The 19,708-nt window shown below is 56.3% G+C and carries 24 protein-coding genes; 22 read left to right on the forward strand and 2 right to left on the reverse strand.

Going from position 1 to position 19,708, the window contains the following annotated elements; genetic code table 11:
- Positions 1-993: 993 nt before the first annotated feature.
- Complete coding sequence (locus MF6394_RS13260) at positions 994-1,182, reverse strand: hypothetical protein (RefSeq protein WP_070411906.1); 189 nt, start codon at positions 1,180-1,182, stop codon at positions 994-996.
- Positions 1,183-2,249: 1,067 nt separating this feature from the next.
- Here MF6394_RS13260 and MF6394_RS13265 point away from each other — a divergent pair.
- From MF6394_RS13265 to MF6394_RS13320, 12 genes are all read left to right on the forward strand, one after another.
- Entirely contained in the window at positions 2,250-2,528 is a 279-nt protein-coding gene (locus tag MF6394_RS13265; protein ID WP_070411907.1) for a hypothetical protein, read from the forward strand.
- Positions 2,529-2,813: 285 nt separating this feature from the next.
- Positions 2,814-3,569: a hypothetical protein gene (locus tag MF6394_RS34290; RefSeq protein ID WP_070411908.1), complete on the forward strand. Its 756-nt coding sequence runs from the start codon at positions 2,814-2,816 to the stop codon at positions 3,567-3,569.
- A gap of 109 nt (positions 3,570-3,678) precedes the next feature.
- Entirely contained in the window at positions 3,679-3,909 is a 231-nt protein-coding gene (locus tag MF6394_RS13275) for an AlpA family transcriptional regulator (RefSeq protein ID WP_070411909.1), read from the forward strand.
- A gap of 4 nt (positions 3,910-3,913) precedes the next feature.
- Positions 3,914-4,756, forward strand: a complete 843-nt coding sequence (locus tag MF6394_RS13280) for a ParA family protein (protein WP_070411910.1) — start codon at positions 3,914-3,916, stop codon at positions 4,754-4,756.
- Positions 4,757-4,826: 70 nt separating this feature from the next.
- Positions 4,827-5,036 carry a hypothetical protein gene (locus MF6394_RS35015; protein WP_070411911.1) on the forward strand — a complete coding sequence of 70 codons (210 nt, stop codon included), beginning with the start codon at positions 4,827-4,829 and terminating at the stop codon, positions 5,034-5,036.
- A gap of 14 nt (positions 5,037-5,050) precedes the next feature.
- On the forward strand, positions 5,051-6,637 hold the full coding sequence (locus tag MF6394_RS13290; protein WP_070411912.1) for a ParB family protein: 1,587 nt from the start codon (positions 5,051-5,053) through the stop codon (positions 6,635-6,637).
- Positions 6,634-7,182: a DUF2857 domain-containing protein gene (locus MF6394_RS13295; protein ID WP_070411913.1), complete on the forward strand. Its 549-nt coding sequence runs from the start codon at positions 6,634-6,636 to the stop codon at positions 7,180-7,182. The genes MF6394_RS13290 and MF6394_RS13295 overlap by 4 nt, the downstream gene beginning before the upstream one ends.
- Positions 7,179-8,369 (forward strand): STY4528 family pathogenicity island replication protein, encoded by a 1,191-nt coding sequence (locus tag MF6394_RS13300; protein WP_078466822.1) that lies wholly within the window; start codon positions 7,179-7,181, stop codon positions 8,367-8,369. The genes MF6394_RS13295 and MF6394_RS13300 overlap by 4 nt, the downstream gene beginning before the upstream one ends.
- A 264-nt stretch (positions 8,370-8,633) precedes the next feature.
- A complete protein-coding gene (locus tag MF6394_RS13305) occupies positions 8,634-9,389 on the forward strand; it encodes a PFL_4669 family integrating conjugative element protein (RefSeq protein ID WP_070411915.1) in 756 nt (251 codons plus the stop codon).
- Positions 9,386-9,904 carry a DUF3158 family protein gene (locus MF6394_RS13310; protein WP_070411916.1) on the forward strand — a complete coding sequence of 173 codons (519 nt, stop codon included), beginning with the start codon at positions 9,386-9,388 and terminating at the stop codon, positions 9,902-9,904. Before MF6394_RS13305 ends, MF6394_RS13310 begins: the two co-directional genes overlap by 4 nt.
- The gene (locus MF6394_RS13315; protein ID WP_070411917.1) at positions 9,901-10,371 is read left to right on the forward strand and encodes a single-stranded DNA-binding protein; all 471 of its coding nucleotides are present in this window, start codon (positions 9,901-9,903) and stop codon (positions 10,369-10,371) included. The genes MF6394_RS13310 and MF6394_RS13315 overlap by 4 nt, the downstream gene beginning before the upstream one ends.
- 217 nt (positions 10,372-10,588) lie before the next feature.
- Positions 10,589-12,556, forward strand: coding sequence for a DNA topoisomerase III (locus MF6394_RS13320; RefSeq protein WP_070411918.1), 1,968 nt, complete (start codon positions 10,589-10,591; stop codon positions 12,554-12,556).
- 39 nt (positions 12,557-12,595) lie between these two features.
- Here the strand turns inward: MF6394_RS13320 and MF6394_RS13325 are convergent, their stop codons facing one another.
- Complete coding sequence (locus MF6394_RS13325; RefSeq protein ID WP_070411919.1) at positions 12,596-12,853, reverse strand: hypothetical protein; 258 nt, start codon at positions 12,851-12,853, stop codon at positions 12,596-12,598.
- A gap of 209 nt (positions 12,854-13,062) precedes the next feature.
- Here MF6394_RS13325 and MF6394_RS13330 point away from each other — a divergent pair, with 209 nt between their 5' ends.
- From MF6394_RS13330 to MF6394_RS13375, 10 genes are all read left to right on the forward strand, one after another.
- Positions 13,063-13,404 (forward strand): helix-turn-helix domain-containing protein, encoded by a 342-nt coding sequence (locus tag MF6394_RS13330; RefSeq protein ID WP_070411920.1) that lies wholly within the window; start codon positions 13,063-13,065, stop codon positions 13,402-13,404.
- 902 nt (positions 13,405-14,306) lie between these two features.
- Positions 14,307-14,888, forward strand: coding sequence for an STY4534 family ICE replication protein (locus MF6394_RS13335; protein ID WP_070411921.1), 582 nt, complete (start codon positions 14,307-14,309; stop codon positions 14,886-14,888).
- 71 nt (positions 14,889-14,959) lie between these two features.
- A complete protein-coding gene (locus tag MF6394_RS13340; RefSeq protein ID WP_058426001.1) occupies positions 14,960-15,217 on the forward strand; it encodes a hypothetical protein in 258 nt (85 codons plus the stop codon).
- Between the two features lie 100 nt (positions 15,218-15,317).
- Positions 15,318-15,812 (forward strand): RadC family protein, encoded by a 495-nt coding sequence (radC, locus tag MF6394_RS13345; protein ID WP_058426002.1) that lies wholly within the window; start codon positions 15,318-15,320, stop codon positions 15,810-15,812.
- A gap of 52 nt (positions 15,813-15,864) precedes the next feature.
- Positions 15,865-16,611, forward strand: a complete 747-nt coding sequence (locus MF6394_RS13350; RefSeq protein ID WP_078466823.1) for a DUF5983 family protein — start codon at positions 15,865-15,867, stop codon at positions 16,609-16,611.
- Positions 16,612-16,717: 106 nt separating this feature from the next.
- Positions 16,718-17,260, forward strand: a complete 543-nt coding sequence (pilL2, locus tag MF6394_RS13355) for a PFGI-1 class ICE element type IV pilus protein PilL2 (protein ID WP_058426004.1) — start codon at positions 16,718-16,720, stop codon at positions 17,258-17,260.
- Complete coding sequence (locus MF6394_RS13360) at positions 17,257-17,928, forward strand: chemotaxis protein (protein WP_078466824.1); 672 nt, start codon at positions 17,257-17,259, stop codon at positions 17,926-17,928. The genes pilL2 and MF6394_RS13360 overlap by 4 nt, the downstream gene beginning before the upstream one ends.
- A 9-nt stretch (positions 17,929-17,937) precedes the next feature.
- On the forward strand, positions 17,938-18,657 hold the full coding sequence (locus MF6394_RS13365) for a TIGR03759 family integrating conjugative element protein (protein WP_070411925.1): 720 nt from the start codon (positions 17,938-17,940) through the stop codon (positions 18,655-18,657).
- Positions 18,639-19,187 (forward strand): lytic transglycosylase, encoded by a 549-nt coding sequence (locus MF6394_RS13370; protein ID WP_070411926.1) that lies wholly within the window; start codon positions 18,639-18,641, stop codon positions 19,185-19,187. Before MF6394_RS13365 ends, MF6394_RS13370 begins: the two co-directional genes overlap by 19 nt.
- Positions 19,184-19,699: an integrating conjugative element protein gene (locus MF6394_RS13375; RefSeq protein ID WP_078466825.1), complete on the forward strand. Its 516-nt coding sequence runs from the start codon at positions 19,184-19,186 to the stop codon at positions 19,697-19,699. The genes MF6394_RS13370 and MF6394_RS13375 overlap by 4 nt, the downstream gene beginning before the upstream one ends.
- Positions 19,700-19,708 lie beyond the last annotated feature (9 nt).

The raw sequence follows: 19,708 nt of genomic DNA on the forward strand, positions 1-19,708 counted from the left end.
CTGAGGACGCCTTCCCGGCGTTGGGCGATACCGGGCGTCGGTCGCAACCATTTTTCGATGTGACCGATGTCTCGCCGACGGGCCCAGCCTTGAGCGAGAGTACGGATGATTACCATTGGAAGTAATGCTCCGACGAAACGCCGGCGCTATTGCAACCGATCGGACGCTCTTCACGCCACTTCAGCGCAGATTGAACTGCATGAGCGGCGCTAGACGAGCTTTCCCCTCTGTCGTAGCGTTGCGTTCCATTGGGCAAAGACTGTGAAGGGAGAAATCACATGAGCACCACAAGAAAATTCGTGATGGTTTTGTCTGCCGTGGGCATTTAGGGCGGATGCGCCGTAACAACTCTGACACTCTCGCTCGCAAACCCATGAGCACGCTTGAGCAGGATCGGCAATTGGTCACCATGGGGATTTTTCGGCCATCTGTTTTGGAAACTGATGCCGAATTGGAGAAGATTTCGCCTAACAGTCCTAGAGCCCTACAACCGCTGAGACAAAAGCTTGCGGCCACTCAGCAACAGCAGAACAGACTTCAAGCAGAGGAAGCCTTACACCCGCCAGCTACAGCCACTTCGCAACCGGAAGACCAACAACAGCGCATGTGTTCTTTGAATAATAGGGCCGCCGTATATTTAGTGCCTTGCTAAAGCATTCTGCGCACAGTTCCTGCGAACGCGGGTTAGAGTGACTCACGCTGGTACGCCCTGCTAAGGCCCGAAGCTTGACCAAGTAAGCGTAGAGCTTAAACAGCTACAGTGTGTCCTACCACTCCCCACATCGCTCCAGGGCTGGATCAGGCCGATGCCGATCAATTCGCGGAGTCGAGATACTGAGTGTGGATTACCCGCTGCATTCGGATCCGATGCACGTTGACTTGTCTATCTCCAACCTGATGGCGGGCCTCTGCGACAAAAAGGCCTATCCAGCGAGACCTAGGATGTTCACCTTGCCCAGAACGATGAGCTCAAAACCGGGCGCTAATCACAGATTAATCAATATCCATTGCCTTTAGGCGATCTATTACGTTGATCAACTGCTCCACCTCGACCATAAGCTTCACGGCATCATGGGGATGGCCTGAGCGTTTAAGATTGAACGCTAGCTCAGCAAGCCGCTCGGCATACAATTCAAGCTTGCTGAGGATAAGCGAGCGCTCGAACGTGGACGTTTGGGCCATCACAGCACCTTTTTTATTATCATGGCCTCTCAAATTAGGCCGAGCCCATTAATAAACGGTCGAGTTATTGTGAATTTTTCGTTAAGACGTCAATTTTTATAAAAAAATACTGTTCTCGCCAAAAAAAAACTCCAACCAATTGATTCATAATGAAATATCAAAAATAGACCGAATCAGCCGTACTACTAACTGTTGCGGCGGCATGGCGAATGGCTGCGCTGGAGCAACAGCTCTCAGGCTCAGAGAGCTGTGGATAGCCTCTACGCTATTCGAATATAGATTTCGCCTAATGAGACCGGGGTACATGCTTAAGGTCCCAGTCCGCGTCAAGCAACTAAGTGCAGACATAACGGCCAGCGATCAGTAGTCCAAGTCTTATCTGCCAAAGGGTCGCATTTGAATATCACTACAGATTGATCGACCACTCATCATCTAAGTCTCTGAATATCCGGCCATTGATAAGAAATTGATAGACTCTTCATACAATCTTGATAAATAGATGACAAGCTAGAGGCACAAGTAGTAAAAAATCCGTTTTAGCGGCCACTTGCCTAATAAATAGGAGTAATCCTATTTAAAGTCTGGTGGCCCTCCGCCATAGACATTTTCTCCTTTGGGGCTATGGCGTTTTTCTCCTGCAGCTGTCGCCTTAGGCCTGGGCTGCCAAGACCTGTCGGCAACTTTAGTGCTGGATCGTAGATTTCATGACCTAGCTAGCACCTATCAGAAGAAGGATCTTCACCTAACCCGCATTGAACGCCAGTACCGTCTACGTGCCACTCACTAGCCATGCTAGGCAGTACATCAAGCGAGCGGGTTCGTTTAAGTCAGTTGTTAGCAGGAAGCTCGTATCTTCTAAAACGAATGTGAGACCTAACGATGCATCCCCGTCTACCATCCAAAAAAAGGCCTTGGGCACGGAGATAAAGCGATGTCAGAAACGCATAGTGGTGATAGTGATACGCAGCTGCAGAACACGGCTGCGCTCTAAGCTACATAGATGGCGAGGACCGCATTATCGTCAGTTTTCCGTTCCAGGCATGTAGCAACGGGAAGGAGGTCGATTCATGTATGAGTCCCTACAAGGCATCGCCGCCATCGCGGCCGCCAACCAGTTTTTTGATGACTTGTGCCAGTTGGTGGACGATAGAGAAGAGCTGCCCCTTTTACGACCTCAGGTCGAAGCATATCGCTGGAAGGCCCTCAATCATGCGGGAGCGGGGAACACATATCATCAAATGCGAGGGTTCCTGTGTGGTCTGATGGTCTCCGAAATATTGGACGTTGAACAAGGCCGGCACCTGCATCAGCGCCTCGAAAATAGTTATGACGGTGGATGGAGTTGATTAGGGCTCCAGCCGGCAGGAGAGACAGCTGAGAGGTAAAAATAGTTGCGATATCGTGTCCATCCTTAGTTTTGTTTTGCGATGTCCTAACCGTCCTGTGAGGGGAACGGCTCGGCATTCTTAGAATAGCCACCCCTCACATACCGCCTGAAAAAACGCATCAGGACGACAGAAATTGTGACTTATCAGGGAATATAGGACAGCAACCGCATGGAAGCCTAGATCAAATGTTGGATCTTTAGACGTTACCTAGCGGGTCTGCCCTTTGATAACAGGGCTACCTCTATGTACGATCTCAATAGCTTCCGCTCAATTGAAAAGCTGTTCTATAGTCCCATCGAAGCAGCAATACGCTGGTGCGATCTTATTGCTCATGAGGCTCAGATTCTGGAGTTAACATGGGACACCCCAGGGCGAATTATCCACGGCTTTCCACAATGGCCATGCTTGCACATCAACACAGAAAAAATTCTGGATGCCATTCGAAACCACGAACTACCTTACGGAGCTCTGGGAACTACGGTTGCACCAGGTACTCCCGTCGATATTAAATTACTGACTGTCAGGCATTCGGATTTAAAGCGGTGGATGTTTCACTACCATCCAGATCAGCGCCCCACCTTCCTTTTCAGCCCAATTGCCGCCGATCAGGTTGCGATCCATTACAGCACCTACTTGATATTACAAGCAGATCGGGACGCCTTACAGGTGCAGTTAAAGGCAACCGAGAAACACCTCCAAACGCTGATCGATGAGCTCAAAGCAGCTGGGCTGGAGCGCGAGAATCTGCGCGTGCTTGCCGAAAACAAAGAGCAGGTCAGTAACCAAAGCAAAGCGAGCTACCTGAATGTCATTGGAGCGCTGGTAAATACCATACTGGGATCGTCCTCAACAGGAAGAAAGCACTCTATATTCGATAGCCAGGCTTCCATCGTCGACTCCATAACCGCGTATTACGACGGAGTACCAGGGCTGAGCAAGCGATCGTTGGATGAGAAATTTGCGGCCGCAAAACGTAGTCTCGCCCAAGCCAAAAGATGAGGGTTGCACCGCAATCACCGACGTTGCATTGCAATGACCGGCAGTGTTTTTTGGTATTGAATCCAGGTCACTTCCCACCCAACGCCATCTGGCTCTAGGAGTGACCACCATGTCCCATCAATCCTCCCCCACCGTTGCTGCGACGCCAAAACAAATCGAACGTCATATCATGCGGCGCGACGAGGTAGAGCGTAAAACCGGTTTCAAGCGTGCCCACATCTACAACTTGATGAAGGAAGGTAAATTTCCTCAGGCTAGACGCATTGGCATGCGTGCGGTCGGCTGGGACTCGCTGGAGATTGAGCAGTGGGTCGTTGAACGCTTAGATAAACTGGCCTGATGCCATGCGTGTGATTTCGGTGGTATCCACCAAAGGTGGGGTGGGCAAAACCACAATAGCCGCCAACCTTGGCGGTCTATTGGCAGATGCGGGTCTGCGCGTTCTGCTACTCGATCTGGATAGCCAACCCACCCTCTCCAGCTATTACGCCTTGAGTCAGAAGGCTGATGTGGGTGCGTACGAGTTCATCGCATTCAACTTAACAACCCCTGCGCAGTTCATTTCCAAGACAGTGATTACAGGACTTGACCTGATCCTATCCAACGATGACCAAGGCCGACTTGGCTCACTGTTAATACACGCCCCGGATGGACGGCTGCGGCTGCGCAATCTGTTAAGTATATTGCGCCCCCATTATGACCTGCTGTTGATCGACACGCAGGGTGCACGCAGCGTCCTGCTGGAGGTGGCCCTATTAGCCTCCGATCTCGCCCTTTCCCCTATCACTCCGGAAATGCTCGCGGCCCGCGAACTGCGCCGCGGTACCTTGAAGCTGCTCAGTGAGCTCGAACCGTTTAGTCACCTGGGCATTTCGCCGCCACCCTTGCGGCTATTGCTTAACCAAGTGAACGCCAATCGGGTAGACAGCCGGATGATCATCAATGGCCTGCGTGAAAGCTTCGCTAAGGTGACCAACATCTCAGTTCTAGACACCGTAGTTCCAGACCGAGTGGCTTATCTCAATGCCGCCTCCCTTGGTCTACCAGCCCACCGTATCGAGACTCGCCAGTCACGTGAACGACGCTCGTCCTCATCATTGGAAACCATGCAAGCGCTGGCTATTGAGTTGTTTCCGGAATGGCGCGAAGCGATTTCTAGGTTGAGTAGATACGCAGAGGTTCGATAAGGCGAATTCCGAAGACGGTATTTTGTTTGTTCAACCTTGAGGCCAACAGCGTTTGGCGAGGAGTCTTTGGATGTTGGATCAGTTTCCCATCATCGTTCAGCCATCCATTCGGCAAGATCATCCACCTAGTGAAGAGTACTGCACTGTGGTCTTTCGCCTGCAGCGTGGGCGCTCGGCCATGGGTAGGTTTCTCGCGAAACTGTCTCGGTATTTCGAAGGTTCGGGAACAGCCGAGATCGTTAAGTTTGAGGTCGGTGACCATTTGCGTAACCGGCGTTAACTGAGGCTGTTCAAATGAAGAAGCTCAGTCAGGAGGAGATCACCGACAAACTGCACCAGGACCATTTTCCTCGGGGTCCAGAACTGGAGCGACTATCCGATCCAGTCATCGACACCCCTATGCTGGTCACGCTGGAGCAGTTGCGGCCCTACGAGCACAACCCACGCTTCATCCGCAATCCGCTGTATGACGATATCAAAGCCTCGATCCGTGAACGTGGGCTGGATCAACCACCGCCGATTACCCGCCGCCCGGGAGAAACTTATTTCATCATCCGTAACGGCGGTAATACTCGCTTGGCGATTCTCGGCGAACTGTGGCAGGAAACCCGTGACGAACGCTTCTTTCGCATTCACTGCCTATTCCGGCCTTGGAGCAATGAAATCAGCGCCCTGCTCGGCCATCTGGCCGAAAGCGATCTGCATGGCCAGCTCACATTCATTGAGCGTGCGCTGGCCGTGGCCAAACTCAAAACCATGCTCGAACCAGATGGAGCTGTGCTCTCGCAACGTGAGCTGGCACGACGTCTCGCCGCTGGGGGTTATCCAATTTCGCAGTCGCACATCAGCCGGATGCTGGACACCCTTGAACACCTACTGCCCGCCATCCCGCAAACCCTGTACGCCGGATTGGGTAAGTCCCAGATCGAACGCCTGATCGCTCTGCGTAGCCAGGCCGAACGAACCTGGAACCGTTATCCAACCGCCACCGTTGAGTTCGCCGAGTTTTGGTTCGGTACCCTCGTCGACTTCGATGCCGACCCCGAATCCTTCGATCTTGAGCAAATCCAGGATGAACTGCTCGAACGCATGGGCCGCTTACTCGGACAGTCCTACCGCATGTTAGCCCTGGAACTGAGCGATACTCAAAGGGTCATCTCGACGCCTAGCGTTGTCGTCACCACGCCCTCAGAGAACAGCCATCTGCCGAGCGTTGATGAAGCCGCGGTAGGAACTCCCTCCTCCGAGTCCCGCCCCAAATCAACTGAGACCAGGACTCAGACCGAAACAGCGCGAGAGGAACTGCTTACACCGCCTGAAACCAATGTCGTTTCAGCGGTCAGCCCTACGTCCCGAGTTCATCAGATTCGCAAACAGATCGAGCGCGAAACTGCCACCGAAGCAGCACCGACGGACGACGGCTGCACGATCGACGACATCTGGATCATCGCACCAACACTGGATAACCCCGAACAACTACGTTTAGCTATCGCCGGACTGGCTCGGGAAATGGCGACCTACGCCGGACATCCCGAGAGCATCATCGATCAGAAGCATGGCATGGGCTTCGCCCTCAACATCGAGCGAGTTGATCTTGCAGCACCTCGCGCGACCGGCGTTCATTTAATGCTACTGGCCCTGCTGCGTGCTCAAGACGAAGTGAACTGGGAGGATCGCAAGCAACTGCCTTCAGCGCTGTTCGGGCAGCTGTTGTTGGGGGTCTATCAACTCCCGCTCACAGATCGTCCCGCCATGGATGTGGGACTGGAGCGGCTGCCCGACAGGCTGTTAATCAAACTGTATCGCCTGATCCGTTTGGCCCGTCGTCTCATCGACCTAACGCTTGCCCCTGAAGACGACTCACCGGAGAAATTGCCATGAGCCTGTCCTTCAATGTGCTCAACCAGGCCATGCTGACCCAGGTACTGCATGAGCTGCGTCTAGGTAATCTGCAACGCTGCAAGGCACTCGGGCTGAGTGAGGACGACATCTACTTATTGCAATCCTTACCGCCCACCACGCTGTCGCGCCTGGCCCATGCCACCGTGTCTTGGGTCGAGGTTAAGATCGACTCACCAGTGTTACACCGGTTGATCGAGCAGGCTGATCGCGACGAGCAGAACGAGCGCTTGATCAACCGAGCGCTCAAACTCGGCGCCAGCAGCACCATCATGTATCGGTGCTTCGGCTTGGCGCATTCGGAAACCGCCCTGCGTCGACGTCTGCTCAAGATAGAAACCCGTAAGGGCCGTCCTCAGAATTTGAGCGAAGCGCAGGAACATGCGCTCTGGCAGCGATGGTGCCAGCTACGCGCTCAGGACGGCTCCGAGGATCAGCTCGACGCCATGATGATGCTGGCGGAGGAGCAACGGATCAGCTTGACCATCGTCTGGCAGCAGATCGACCAGTACAGCAATGGAACATGAACACTACTCCTTCCAACCGCTGGCAGCGTGTCCTGCAGCAATGCACCCAGCAACTGAGTGAATGCTGGCCAGCACGCCCTACCACTGAGCAACCCTCCAACCAGGTTCTGCAGGCTAGCTTTCTGTTCAGTGGTCAATCACACGAGGTCGTACCGCGTCGGCTGCTGCTGGACAGTCGGCTGACACCGTTGGAACGTAATGCCTGGCAGGTGTTTCGGCTCATTCTGCAAGGCCGTGGCGTGGTCACGCCACGCTATGAGGATTTGCAGCCGTACTTGTCAAGCGTGCCCTACGGTGCGGCAGCCTCCCGTGAAACCATTGCTCGGGTGTTGACGATGCTCAGGTTGACGCGCTGGCTCAGTTTGGTGAGTCGCGGACGCGATCAGCTCAGCGGACGTCTTCAAGGTTCGTTGTACGTTCTGCACGATGAGCCGTTAACCCCCGCCGAAGCCATAGAACTGGATCAGGATTACCTGGAGCTAGTCGGATATGCCCTCGGTCATGCAACGAAGGCTGTGCGTATTGTCGCCCAGCACATTGTGGAGGAAATCCGCCAAGACACGAACATCGATCGGGATCGGTTACCGACGCGACTCGACAGCTGGGGCGAACTTTGGGCGCAGCAAGGATTGGATCCGGCAACCGATGCCACTCTGCACGATTCCGAACGGGGGGAAGATGCCCTCGTTCGAAATCGTGCAGGCCCTCGTTCGGAATCCGAAACAGGCGTGAACGCCAGTATTTCTGGCACCGTTCGGAATCCGAATGGCGCCTGTACTGTATTAAAAGAAAGTATAAGTACTGTACGGTGCGCGACCCCAGCGGTGGATAACCTTCACTGGCCCGAGCCGATGCACCTGAGTCCGAGCGAGCGTCAGGCCGTCACCGTGGCGCTGAATAAGCTCAAACCCTCGGATCGTCAAGCAGTACTCAACGAAGCCGGTGCACGCTGTGCGGCCGGTGGTATCCGCAAGCCAGCGGCCTATCTGATGGGACTGATACAGCGAGCACTGAAAGGCGAATTTCGTCCTTGGGTAGGTCAGGCAGAGTCGTCCCCCGTTGCAGTACCGGCCACACCGGCCCCCTCGCGCCCCTCTCGACAACCGGGCGAACCTGCATCAGCCCTCGCTCAAGCGTGCCTGAATGAGCTACGCCAACTGCGCGGCAAACGCTCTGAAGGTCAGTAGATTTGATGCCAGTGGCATCAAATCCATGAAGTTCCACTCTACGAACACATCGGACCAAACCATCAAACTTTTAAAGAAAAGCCGGGACATCTCCTCCCGTGAATGTAGACGTCAGTGGATTTGATGCCAGTGGCATCAAATCCACTGACGTCTACATAGTTAACCCTCTTAAACCAAACCGAACAGACCGCATTCAGCTTTTTGGCTGTCCTTGCCCCTCATCTGTCGCAACGTTCCTGTCCAAGCGAATGCGAGGACAACACCGTGGCCGATCACTATCAACTCAATCTGGGTTCATTGCGCAGCAGCATCACCCTGACCCTGCACACCCACCACGCCGCCCGTATCTGGCAAGGTAGGGTCGCACGTGAAGGCGTCCACTCGATCATGGGCATGGCCGGCTACATCAGTGTCACCAACCTGATCAAACAAACCGCGGCCCAGGACGATCCCTACGCCGACTGGGCCATCGTGCAACTCGAAGAAAAACTGATGCAGGCCAAGGCTGGGATGCTGGAACTGACCCAACAGCTGGACCGAATCAGACAGGACCTGCCGACACAGATCGACATGGGCGACAACCTCAACATCCACCCCGTCACCTTGCCATTGTACATCGGCAGCCAGCTGGGTTTTCTGGCGGTCTACCTGCTGACCGAATACGACACTCTGGTGCGCCGGACCCTATTGGCCCATCACACCGCCCTGATCGGCCGCATCGACATGGAAGCCTGGATCGACGACGGCGCCCATTTGCTGCGCAGCCTGTTTGGTCAGGCACAGCGCTACCGGCACGCCGGCGTCACGCGTGATGACATGGCGGCGAACAACGCCCGTGCCATTGCGGCCATCGAGAAGATGGGTTTACCCCCGATGGACATCCTGGAGGGTCATCGCCGCTCCCAGTTCGCGCCGCCAATCACTCGCCGTGGTGCGGTGGCAGTGGATGACGCCGACGCGTTGGCAGAGGACGTGGGAGCGTCGTCTGCGACAGTGAATGAGCCGGAGGACGAAGCATGAATCCGATGATCCCGGCTCATCCAATGCCCTTCGAAACATTGACACCGGATGCCTATCGACAACTCGAACACGCTGCCTACCTAAAAGGCCTTTTAAAACCTTTTAAGGGTAAGGGGGAGTTGGAGCATCTGGCGCAGGTGGCGAGGGAAATCGAGGCGCAGTTGTGCCGCCTGATGGAGGCGGTGTTGCAGCAGGCTGGACAGCCCCCTTACTCACTGTTGGATATTCGATTGGTGCTGCAGAACACCAGCGCTGGCAGCACCTTTTTGCGTTGGCGCACCCGTGATTTTGCCCGTATGGGAGTCTCGGTCTGGGAACGCCAGGTCTGCAACAAAGCCTTGCCGCAGGTCGTACGCGAGGGATTACACCGTTTCGAATGCAATCGCATCGCGCTGAACCTACAGATGAGTGTGGTGCATTCGCTCTACCGCCAGGCCACGACCTGCGCGATCAAAATGGACAGTGCCGAACGGCTGCTGCGCCAGTTCACAACCGCAGTGGAGGTATCAGGATGAGTACTTTTTTTGTCGGCGAAGGCAACATTGGCAGTACGCCAGAGTTCCAGGAGTTTTCATCAGGCAATGACGAGCCACGGCGTTTACTACGGCTGAATGTGTACTTCGACAACCCCGTGCCACGCGAGGGCAGCTATGAAGATCGGGGCGGCTATTGGGCGCCAGTTGAGCTCTGGCACCGCGAGGCAGAACACTGGAGCACGCTGTACCAGAAAGGCATGCGTGTGCTGGTCGAAGGCCGTACCGTACGCGATGAGTGGGAGGACAGCGAAGACAATGCGCGGGTGACCTTCAAGATCGAGGCCCGTCGAGTCGGCATCCTACCCCATCGGGTACACAGTGTGGTCATGCGGGAACGATCCAGTGAACCGGCCGCATCTGCGGCAGATGTTAAGCAAACTACAGACCATGCCAGGTCGTCTGCGTCAAAGTCCAAAAAGCGCAGAGAGCCGTCGTCTCCAGGTTGACGGGCATTAGGCATAAAAAATGCGCCTACGCGAAGTTTCTTGCCATTATTACTCGCTGCTCGTGAAGATCCGCCCTGCTGCCCCACGCCACACCTAGGCCCGATCTATCCATGGCTGCCTTCATCGACAAATATGAGGAACCTGTCATTCGGGTTTCTCATAGCTCGCCACTGCTGTTTCCAACAACGCTGCTCCGAACTCAACCCGGAGCAGTTCTATGCGTCTCTTTCTCTGCGAGAAACCCTCCCAAGGTCGTGACATCGCCAAGGTTCTCGGAGCCAGCCGACGTGGCGATGGTTGCTTGATCGGGCCCGAGACAACCGTCACCTGGTGTATCGGTCACCTGCTGGAACCGGCCCCACCTGAAGCCTATGGCGATCAGTACAAATCCTGGTCGTTGGATCATCTACCGATCGTTCCCGAACATTGGCAGGTCGAGGTCAAACCCAAGACTGCAGCACAGTTCAAAGTCATCAAGCGCCTGCTCAGCGAAGCTAGCACCGTCGTCATCGCGACCGATGCCGATCGCGAAGGCGAGATGATTGCCCGCGAGTTACTGGAACGCTGCAACTACCGAGGCCATGTTGAGCGCCTCTGGTTGTCCGCACTCAACGAGGCGTCAATTCACAAGGCACTGTCCTCACTGAAGTCTAGTCAGGAGACCTTCCCGCTCTATCACTCAGCCCTCGCACGCAGCCGCGCTGACTGGCTGATAGGCATGAACCTGAGTCGGTTGTTCACCCTCCTCGGACGGCGGGCAGGTTACGACGGTGTATTGTCAGTTGGGCGCGTCCAGACACCCACGTTACGTCTGGTGGTCGATCGGGATCGGGCAATTGCCAGCTTCGTCTCGGTGCCCTACTGGGACGTGGACGTGCACCTGTCCTCAATGGGGCAACCATTCATCGCGTCGTGGTTACCACCCAGTTCAGGGGCTGACGCGGCCGGCCGTTGCCTGCGGCGGGCGCTAGCCAGTAGCACCGTCCAAGCGATCTCTAGCAATGAAAGCGCCACAGTACTTTTGCTGCAGACTGAGCATTTCCGCGAAGCGCCCCCCCTGCCCTTCGACCTGAGCACACTGCAAGAAGTCTGTTCACGCAAGCTGGGACTCGGCGCTCAGGAAACCCTTAACATCGCCCAAGCCCTATATGAAACGCACAAAGCCACCAGCTATCCGCGCAGCGATTGCCGCTATTTGCCAGAGAGCATGTTCAACGAGGTAGCCGCGGTATTCGATGCCCTGCTCAGAATGGATCCTGCGTTAAGCCCAGCGCTCGCAAGCGTCGATCAATCATTGCGCTCACGAGCATGGAACGATGCCAAGATCACCGCGCACCACGCCATCATACCCACCACCGAGCCAGCGAACCTTGGGCGGATGTCCGAACAAGAACGCCAAGTCTACCAACTGATTCGTAGCCACTACCTCGCGCAATTCCTGCCGCATCACGAGTTTGATCGAACCGAGGTCGAACTGGAGTGCGGCGCCGAACGTTTGACTGCTGTTGGCAAACAGATCCTCGTCCAAGGCTGGAAAAGCTTGCTATCCGACAGAGCCGAAGGCGATGAACCCGGTCAAAAATCCCAGGTATTGCCCGTCCTACAGCAGGGTACGCGGTGCGCAGTGGACAACGTCGAACTCAAATCCATGCGCACCGCTGCTCCCAAACAGCTCACCGAGGGCGATCTTATTAAGGCAATGAAAAATGTGGCCAAGCTGGTCAACGATCCGCGCCTGAAACAGAAACTTCGGGACACCACCGGTATCGGCACCGAAGCCACGCGAGCTGGCATTATCAAAGGGTTGATTGATCGCGGTTATTTGTTGAAGAAAAAACGAGCGTTGATGGCCTCCGCAGCGGCCCATACCCTGATCGAGGCAGTGCCCGCTGCAGTCGCGGATCCGGGTATGACAGCGATCTGGGAGCAGGCTCTGGATGAAATCGAAGCGGGACGTCTGACCTTGGATGCATTCGTTGCCAAGCAGGCGCACTGGATTACACAGCTGATCGCAAACTGCGGAGCGCTCACTTTGTCGGTACCGGTCGAAGCCGGGCCGGCTTGCCCCAATTGCAATGCCTCAATGCTCAGGCGTAAGGGAAAATCAGGGCCGTTCTGGTCATGCTCCCAGTACCCGGACTGCAAAGGCACTGTGCCGATCAGCAAAGGTACGCGTCTTCAATGAGTCGCCATTGGTGTTCACATGAACCTCGGGGGGGTGTTGTCAGTGCATCATCAACGGCGCCTGACCCTTCTCCAAGTCGTCTAGCGGTCGTCCTATTTCACGGGCCAAGGCGATGCCTGTCGCGATCCATATCTGCCCCAGCTCGTTGAACGCTTTCAGGTGAGCAGGATCTTCGTTAAGCCAATGAACAAGGCTGTCGCGGTGTTCAGGGTTATCAGGGCAGTCATGGATCTTGATAAACAGCTCCAGTGTTCGAGCCCAGATCAGGTCCATGTCTTGCTCTCGCTGCTCATCCATGCTCAACCTTGCCTCCATTTGGTCCTATCAGACCGCTCAGTCTCACTGGTCACTACGCGCTCTAATTCCTGGGGGAACACATGTCACGTCGCGACAACCAGATATTTCAGTCAATATAACAACCCTATAAGTCGATACTCAACCTACAAGGATGTTCATGTCAATGGGTCTTTGCTCAACCATTCGGGTTGAATTGGAGAACTCATCACTTGGCACATAAACATCCAACCCAAGCCCAAATCGGGCGCATGATCGCGAAGCACCGAACCCAGCGTAATCTGACCCAGGAAGAGGTGGCTGAACGCCTGGGGATTGGCAGTGAAGCCATCTCGCGCCTGGAGCGGGGTGTGGTGGAGCTCTCCGTGGTCAAGCTGATGCAGTTAGCAGATATTTTTGAATGCAGGATGGATGAGCTGCTCACGGAGTCGAGCAGTCGTCCCAACGACCAAGGCCAGATGATTGCGGGTATGCTGAACGGTCTGAAAGAGAGTGACCGTGCCTTTATCCTGGCCACCGTCGAGCAATTGGCTGCTCATCTCGCCAAGAAATAGGCTCCTTCACTCGTAGTCGATCTCGAGGCGTTGAGGGTTGCCCTCAGCCTTGACGTCATCCTTCCCACTCTGCTGTAGTGCCTTCGGATCATCGCCTACGGCGACCCAAGACCGATGCGCTCCGGGTAGCTCGGTCGGACTTCTAGAGTTCGGGGCCTTCTCTTCAGTGGGATTTCATTCCTGTTTGTGCTCGACCTGATCAATGTGGCGGATGACCGCTGTTGCTTGTACCAGGCAATAGCGGTCATCCGCTTCGGCGATTGTATTCAGCCCCGGAGCCCGCCGGGGAAACACTGGGCACCCTTTGTGCGCGGATGCGTGCCAGCATGTTCCGATCCAGGCCACGACACGGGTCGGTTGGCGAATCATGGCGCAGTTAAATCAAGTTTTGCGAGGAGCTTATCGACTGCGTATGACCGTCAAAGGTGGCTTTTCTCTTCTTCGCCTGGCACCCCGCCAGGCGCACTCTTCACTTTCTTCAGTCCAGTGACTACCACTATATTCCGGCCATAAAAAATCGGGTGGCAGCGTCTTGACGCTCCCCTATGACAGGCTTATACAAAGGGCGTGGTTCGCTGTCGTTGACAGCCCAGCCCAGGTAGCCAGAACCTTCAAGGCTACGCCACGTTCGTGGTGGTTTACCCAAGTGCGATCAGCGTTCGGAAGCTCGCGCGGTTACCGCTTCAGCGGTGATGAATGCCCACTACCCTATGCTTGCGGATCACCAACGCAGATGCTCCTCTGCTGCACCGCTATTTCCCCAGACGCATCGTTCTGATCGTCATCGGCTTGCCGGTGCCGAGTCGCTCATCGCTCGCCTTCACCTTACCCACTCTGACGGGGGCTCACTTCCCCGTCAGGGACTGTGCGTCGCCGTTTTCCCTTGAAACAGGAGAACTACCATGGCCCACGCCAACCAATCCCAAGAAGTGACCACCTACTTCAACCTGCACACCGTCGGTATCGGTTACCTCAACCGTGTTCGTGAAGTCCAAGTCCGCCGCGGCCAGCCGTTCATGGCCTGCGATATCGCCGCCCTGCACGGTGCCTCCGATGCGGTCGAGTACACCCGTTTCGACTGCAAAGTCGCGGGGGGCGAAGCTGAACGCTTGATTCGACTCTATATGGACGCCGTCAACGCCGAGAAAAAGGTCTTGCTGTCGTTCCGTATCGGCGACCTGTGGATCGATCCATTTCTCTACGAGAAAGGCGAGAAACAAGGCCAACCGGGCGCCAGCCTGAAAGGTCGTTTGCTGTTCATCGACTGGATCAAGGTCAACGGCACGTTCGAATACAAAGCGCCCGCCAGGCAGCAAGTAACAGCACCTGCTGAGCCAGTGCCAAACAGTGAGCCATCCTCAGCGTCGGCAGATGCCGAAGCTGAGGAGTCCGCAAACCCAACAGAGGCTCGGGTCGAACCTGAATCTCCACCCACTCCCCGCACGGCCCGCCGTGATGCCACCCGTACCGTTCAGTCCGCCTGAACAGTCCACGATGTTCCTCATCAAGGCGCTCCGTCGAGCGCCTTTTCTTCAATCCGCACAGGAGAACCAACATGGAATCCTTCTGGCTTTGCGACGACTGCCTGTTCGCTACGGCTTACGAGGACTACAGCACGTTGTCGCTCTACTACACGACGAATGAAATCGAGAAACGCATCGCTGACATCCCTCGTGGACTGGTTCGCTTAATGCCCATCAGTGCCGACTTCGATCCCGAAACTGGCTGGGGAATAAAAGCCTTTTCCCCATTGCCCTGCGACGGTTGTGGTTCACACCTACACGGTCAACGCCACCGATTCACGCGGCTGTAAACAGCGCGCCACCTGCTAACGCCCGCGACTCCACACCCACCTCGGGGACACCACTCCCCTCGGGCGTGTACCCCTGATTTTTCCCTTCGGAGGTACCCCCATGAACACCCCACTCACCCTGATTGAGACCTCGGATTTCGAGGCTGATTGTATCGTCCAAGAAAACCAGGTGATCGACGAAGCACTGCATATTCTGGATCGTCGGCTGTTCAACCGCGGCCCTAACCTGACGTCGCCTGACGCCGTGGCCTCATACCTAAAACTGCATCTTGTGCAACAAGAGCATGAAGTCTTCGGTGTGATATTTCTCGATGCCAAGCACCGGGTGTTGGCGTTCGAAGTCCTCTTTCACGGCAGCATTGATGGCGCCAGCGTTTACCCCCGCCAGGTCGTCAAGCGTTCCCTAGCGCATAACGCCGCGGCCGCCATTTTTGTTCATAACCACCCCTCAGGTTGTACAGAACCCAGCCAGGCGGATCACGTCTTGACTGCACGGTTGAAAGAGACCTTGGCCTTGATCGAAGTGCGCGTACTGGATCACTTCATCGTGGGTGAAGGTCGTCCTCTCTCTCTTGCCGAACATGGCTGGCTTTAACCCTCACAGGCGTCTTCGGGCGCCTTGTTCATTTTCATTCTGGAGAACCTTCATGAACCCCACACACCAAGCTGCAGCCCTGCTGACGGCCTCCAACCCATTTGCTCGCGGTTACGACAACCTTCATATCGAACGGCTGCTACTGATCACCTACGAAGACGACTGCCCTCCCTGCTTTCGACCCGTGCACGACACACAGGCCCATCTGCCCGACGACGAGCTGCAACTGTTCCCCTGCCTGTTCAATGACGATTTCGCCATTATCAGCAAAGGCCATTCCATTTCGGATGATTTGGACGAACGCTGTCAGTCCAGTGGGCTAGTGCGCCAAGTGATCTACGCTGTAATGGGCGAAATGCTCAACGAGCGGCATCACCTCGGTGATCTGTACTCCCTGGAAGAGGCCCAAGCCATGGTCCATCGCTTGAGCTTCGAAACGGGACACTACAGTCGAGCCTGGGAAATCAGTACCGCGCACCTTCCCGAAGCAGCGATGCTTTATCTGGAGGAGTGGGTCAGTAACTTCGCTCTGCGGCAAACCGGCCTCTTGTTCGAGCTTTTTACGCTGCCAGATTGCTGCGGTATCGGTTGCAAACTGATCGGCACGCCATGGACGGACGAGAACTTGCTGAACATTGAGGGCAATCGTTATTCGAGCTTGAGACAAGAACAACTCGACGCAGGCACACCGGAAGCCTTGGTCAACGTACTGTATTTGGCGGCATTGGCGGATGTGCGATTGTTGATCTTCGACCCCGACGCTGCCGTCTTGGATGGGCTCGCCATTTTCGATGAATAGCAACGTGTTCAGCGTTAACACGACCCACCTTGAATCAACTTTCTCACTGAATCGCTCCTTCACCTCATGTCAGGTTCTGCACTGAATCTGACATGAGGTTTTTTCCATGGAGCGTTTTTTCACGCCTGTCTGCCTGCTGGGTTTGTTGAGCGCCTGCACCGCGCAAATCCCCAACCCTTTGCCGACCGATCCAGAGATTGACAGTGGCTCCAATCGGGCCCAGCACTCGAAGGGCATAGCCGAAGAAAGCCATCCGGCAGAGCTTCGTTATGGCCGCTACACGCTGGTCAGCACCGAGCCCACCACGGAACAACGCGATCTTCTTGCCCAAATCATTGACGTGAGCATCCCGTCCAGCCTGAACCCTTCGGTGCAGGATGCATTGCAGTACGTATTGCAGCGCTCGGGCTATGCGCTCTGCCCCGTTACCGCGTCGGTGAGGGTGCTGTTTACTCGGCCCCTCCCCGCTGCCCATTACCGGCTTGGTCCAATCCCTTTACGCCGCGCGCTGCAAGTGCTCGCTGGCCCCGCCTGGCAACTCACGACCGACGAAGTCAGCCGTTCAGTCTGCTTCGAACAGCAGAAAACGGAGACCGGCGTCGCGCTGATCACACCCGTCTCGCCCTATCTGTTGGAGGCACGCCCATGAGAGCCTCGACGTTTCAAACCCTCATCATTGGGCTGCTTTGCTTGGCGATCGCCGGCCTGAGCGGTGGTTTGTATAACCAGTATCAACGCGTGGCCGAACTGCAGAGCACGAACACGCAATACCGACAAACCCTGGACTCCCTACAACATGATTCAAGCGCCCTCAAGGACGCCCAGGAGAAGCTGCATTACGCACTGAAAGACCTGAAGCAGATGGTCGATACCGGTGAGCAACAGGCCAATACCCTCGATCCGATGCTGGATCAGTGGGCACAAGAACTACAGGAGCTGCGCGATGGTCTGGCAGCCCGCGCCACCGAGGCAGACCTAACAGCGCTGCGCGCACGCCTTGAACAGGTCGAGCAGCAGCTCCTGGACCTCAGGACAAAGCCATTCCCTCCACCGCCGACGCCTTCTGCGACCAAACCGAAAAAGACCGCTCGCCCCAAGCCCGTCCCGCTCTCGCCACCGTTCTCGGTGTTGGGGGTCGAATCCCGTGGTGGTCAGCGTTTTTTGGCAGTCGCACCTCATGACAGTCGCTCGCTCACGGATGTCCGGCTGCTGCATAGCGGCGAGCAGCTCGGAGCCTGGCACCTGAAAGTGCTGGAGTCGAACTCAGCCATCTTCGCGGTGGCCACTCAGCCAGACCAGACCGTGCACCTCCCTTGAGAAGCGAACATGAACAGAGCGCTACTGCCCACCGTCGTCTGTCTCGCTTCGCTATTGGCCATGGGCGCTGCGATGGGCAACCCCGTCACGACACAGTCACGGACCCAGGACACGCAGTCTGCTCCGCTGGGGCGCTCTGACTCTGAACAGGCGGCGAGCTGGGGTCTGACGGAGCAGGAGTGGACGCGCTTCGAACAGATCCAAGCCGGCCCACGCGGTTTCTGGAGCCCGCACCTCGATCCGTTAACCGCACTCGGGGTCGAGGCCCAGACCGACCAAGAGCGCCAGCGCTATGCCCAATTGCAGGTAGCGCTGGAAGCCAAACGCGCTGAGCGCGAGTTGGCCTACCAAAACGCTTACACCGCGGCCTGGGCCAAGCTGTTTCCCGGGCTGCTGCCGATCCAGGGCATGGCATCCCCGTCCCCTGCCAGCTCAGCGGTCATGCCGCGTCAAGCCTTGTTTGTGGAGGACCACTGCCCAGCGTGCACCGCCGAAGCGCAGCGTCTGCAAAACAGTGACACGGCGTTCGATATCTACCTGGTGGGCAGCCAAGGCGAGGATGAACGCGTCCGTAGCTGGGCTCGGCAAGCAGCCGTTGATCCGACCAAGGTTCAACGCCGGCAGATCACCCTGAACCATGACCGTGGTCGCTGGTTCAGCCTGGGAGCCCCGGGGCCATTGCCTGCCACATTTCAAGAGGTGAATGGACAATGGCAACGCATCGACTGAGTGGTATTGCGCTCATGCTGACAATGCTCGCCGTCCAGGCTGACGAACTTCCGCCTCCGGCCTACCAATTGGCGGCGCATGACGCCGACATTCCTTCTACGGTGCTATTCGCTATCGCCCTGCAGGAGAGTGGTATCCACGTCCGTGGTCGACTGCTGCCCTGGCCCTGGACACTGAACATCGCTGGAACACCTTACCGCTTCGCCACTCGCCAGGCCGCCTGTCACGCTTTGCTTCAGGCCCTCGCCCGACATGACGCCAAGCGGGTCGATGCCGGACTCGGCCAAATCAACCTGGGTTACCACGGACAACGTTATTCCACCCCCTGCGAAGCCCTTGATCCCTACCGAAATCTCGCCGTGACCGCCGCGCTGCTGCAGGAGCATCACGCCGTCACCGGTGACTGGGTGTCAGCTGCCGGACGCTATCACCGCCCGGCAGGAGGAACGTCGGCGGCGCGTTACCGCGCCGGATTTACCCGGCAACTCGAACGACTGCAGGTTTCCTTTAAACAGGGCACACCACCATGAAGCGAATTCACAGTGCGTATTACTTCGCCGTGCTCTTGGCTGCGCTCGCCCATCCAGGACTGTCGTTTGCAGAAGCTCAGCCTGGCGGTTTCACCCGTCCCCAGTTTGACGCTTCCAGGCCGCCAATAAACAACAAGACCCTGCCTGCTCGGGCCATACATGCAGACCTACCTGCATTTGCCGATGAAACCTGGATACTGCCCGTGCGCAGCTCTCACTTGAGCCCAGGCCAAATCACAACTCGCGCCCTGGACATGCCGGGCTTGCGGCCATTTTTCCTTGTCGGGCAGGATCCCCAATCGTTGGCTTGGCTGCATCAGCGTGCGACTGAACTGCAAGAAATGGGGGCGGCCGGCCTCGCCGTCGAAGTGACCGATACTGAAGCCCTGGCCCGAATTCGAGCGGCCGCGCCGGGCATCACCATCCTGCCGGTCAACGGCAACGACATCGCCACCCGCCTGCAGATTGAGCACTATCCCGTCTTGATCACTTCCACCTCACTGGAACAGTGAGTCCAGGTC

It is taken from the genome of Pseudomonas sp. MF6394 (genome assembly GCF_002018845.1).
Classification (GTDB): Bacteria; Pseudomonadota; Gammaproteobacteria; order Pseudomonadales; family Pseudomonadaceae; genus Aquipseudomonas; species Aquipseudomonas lactis.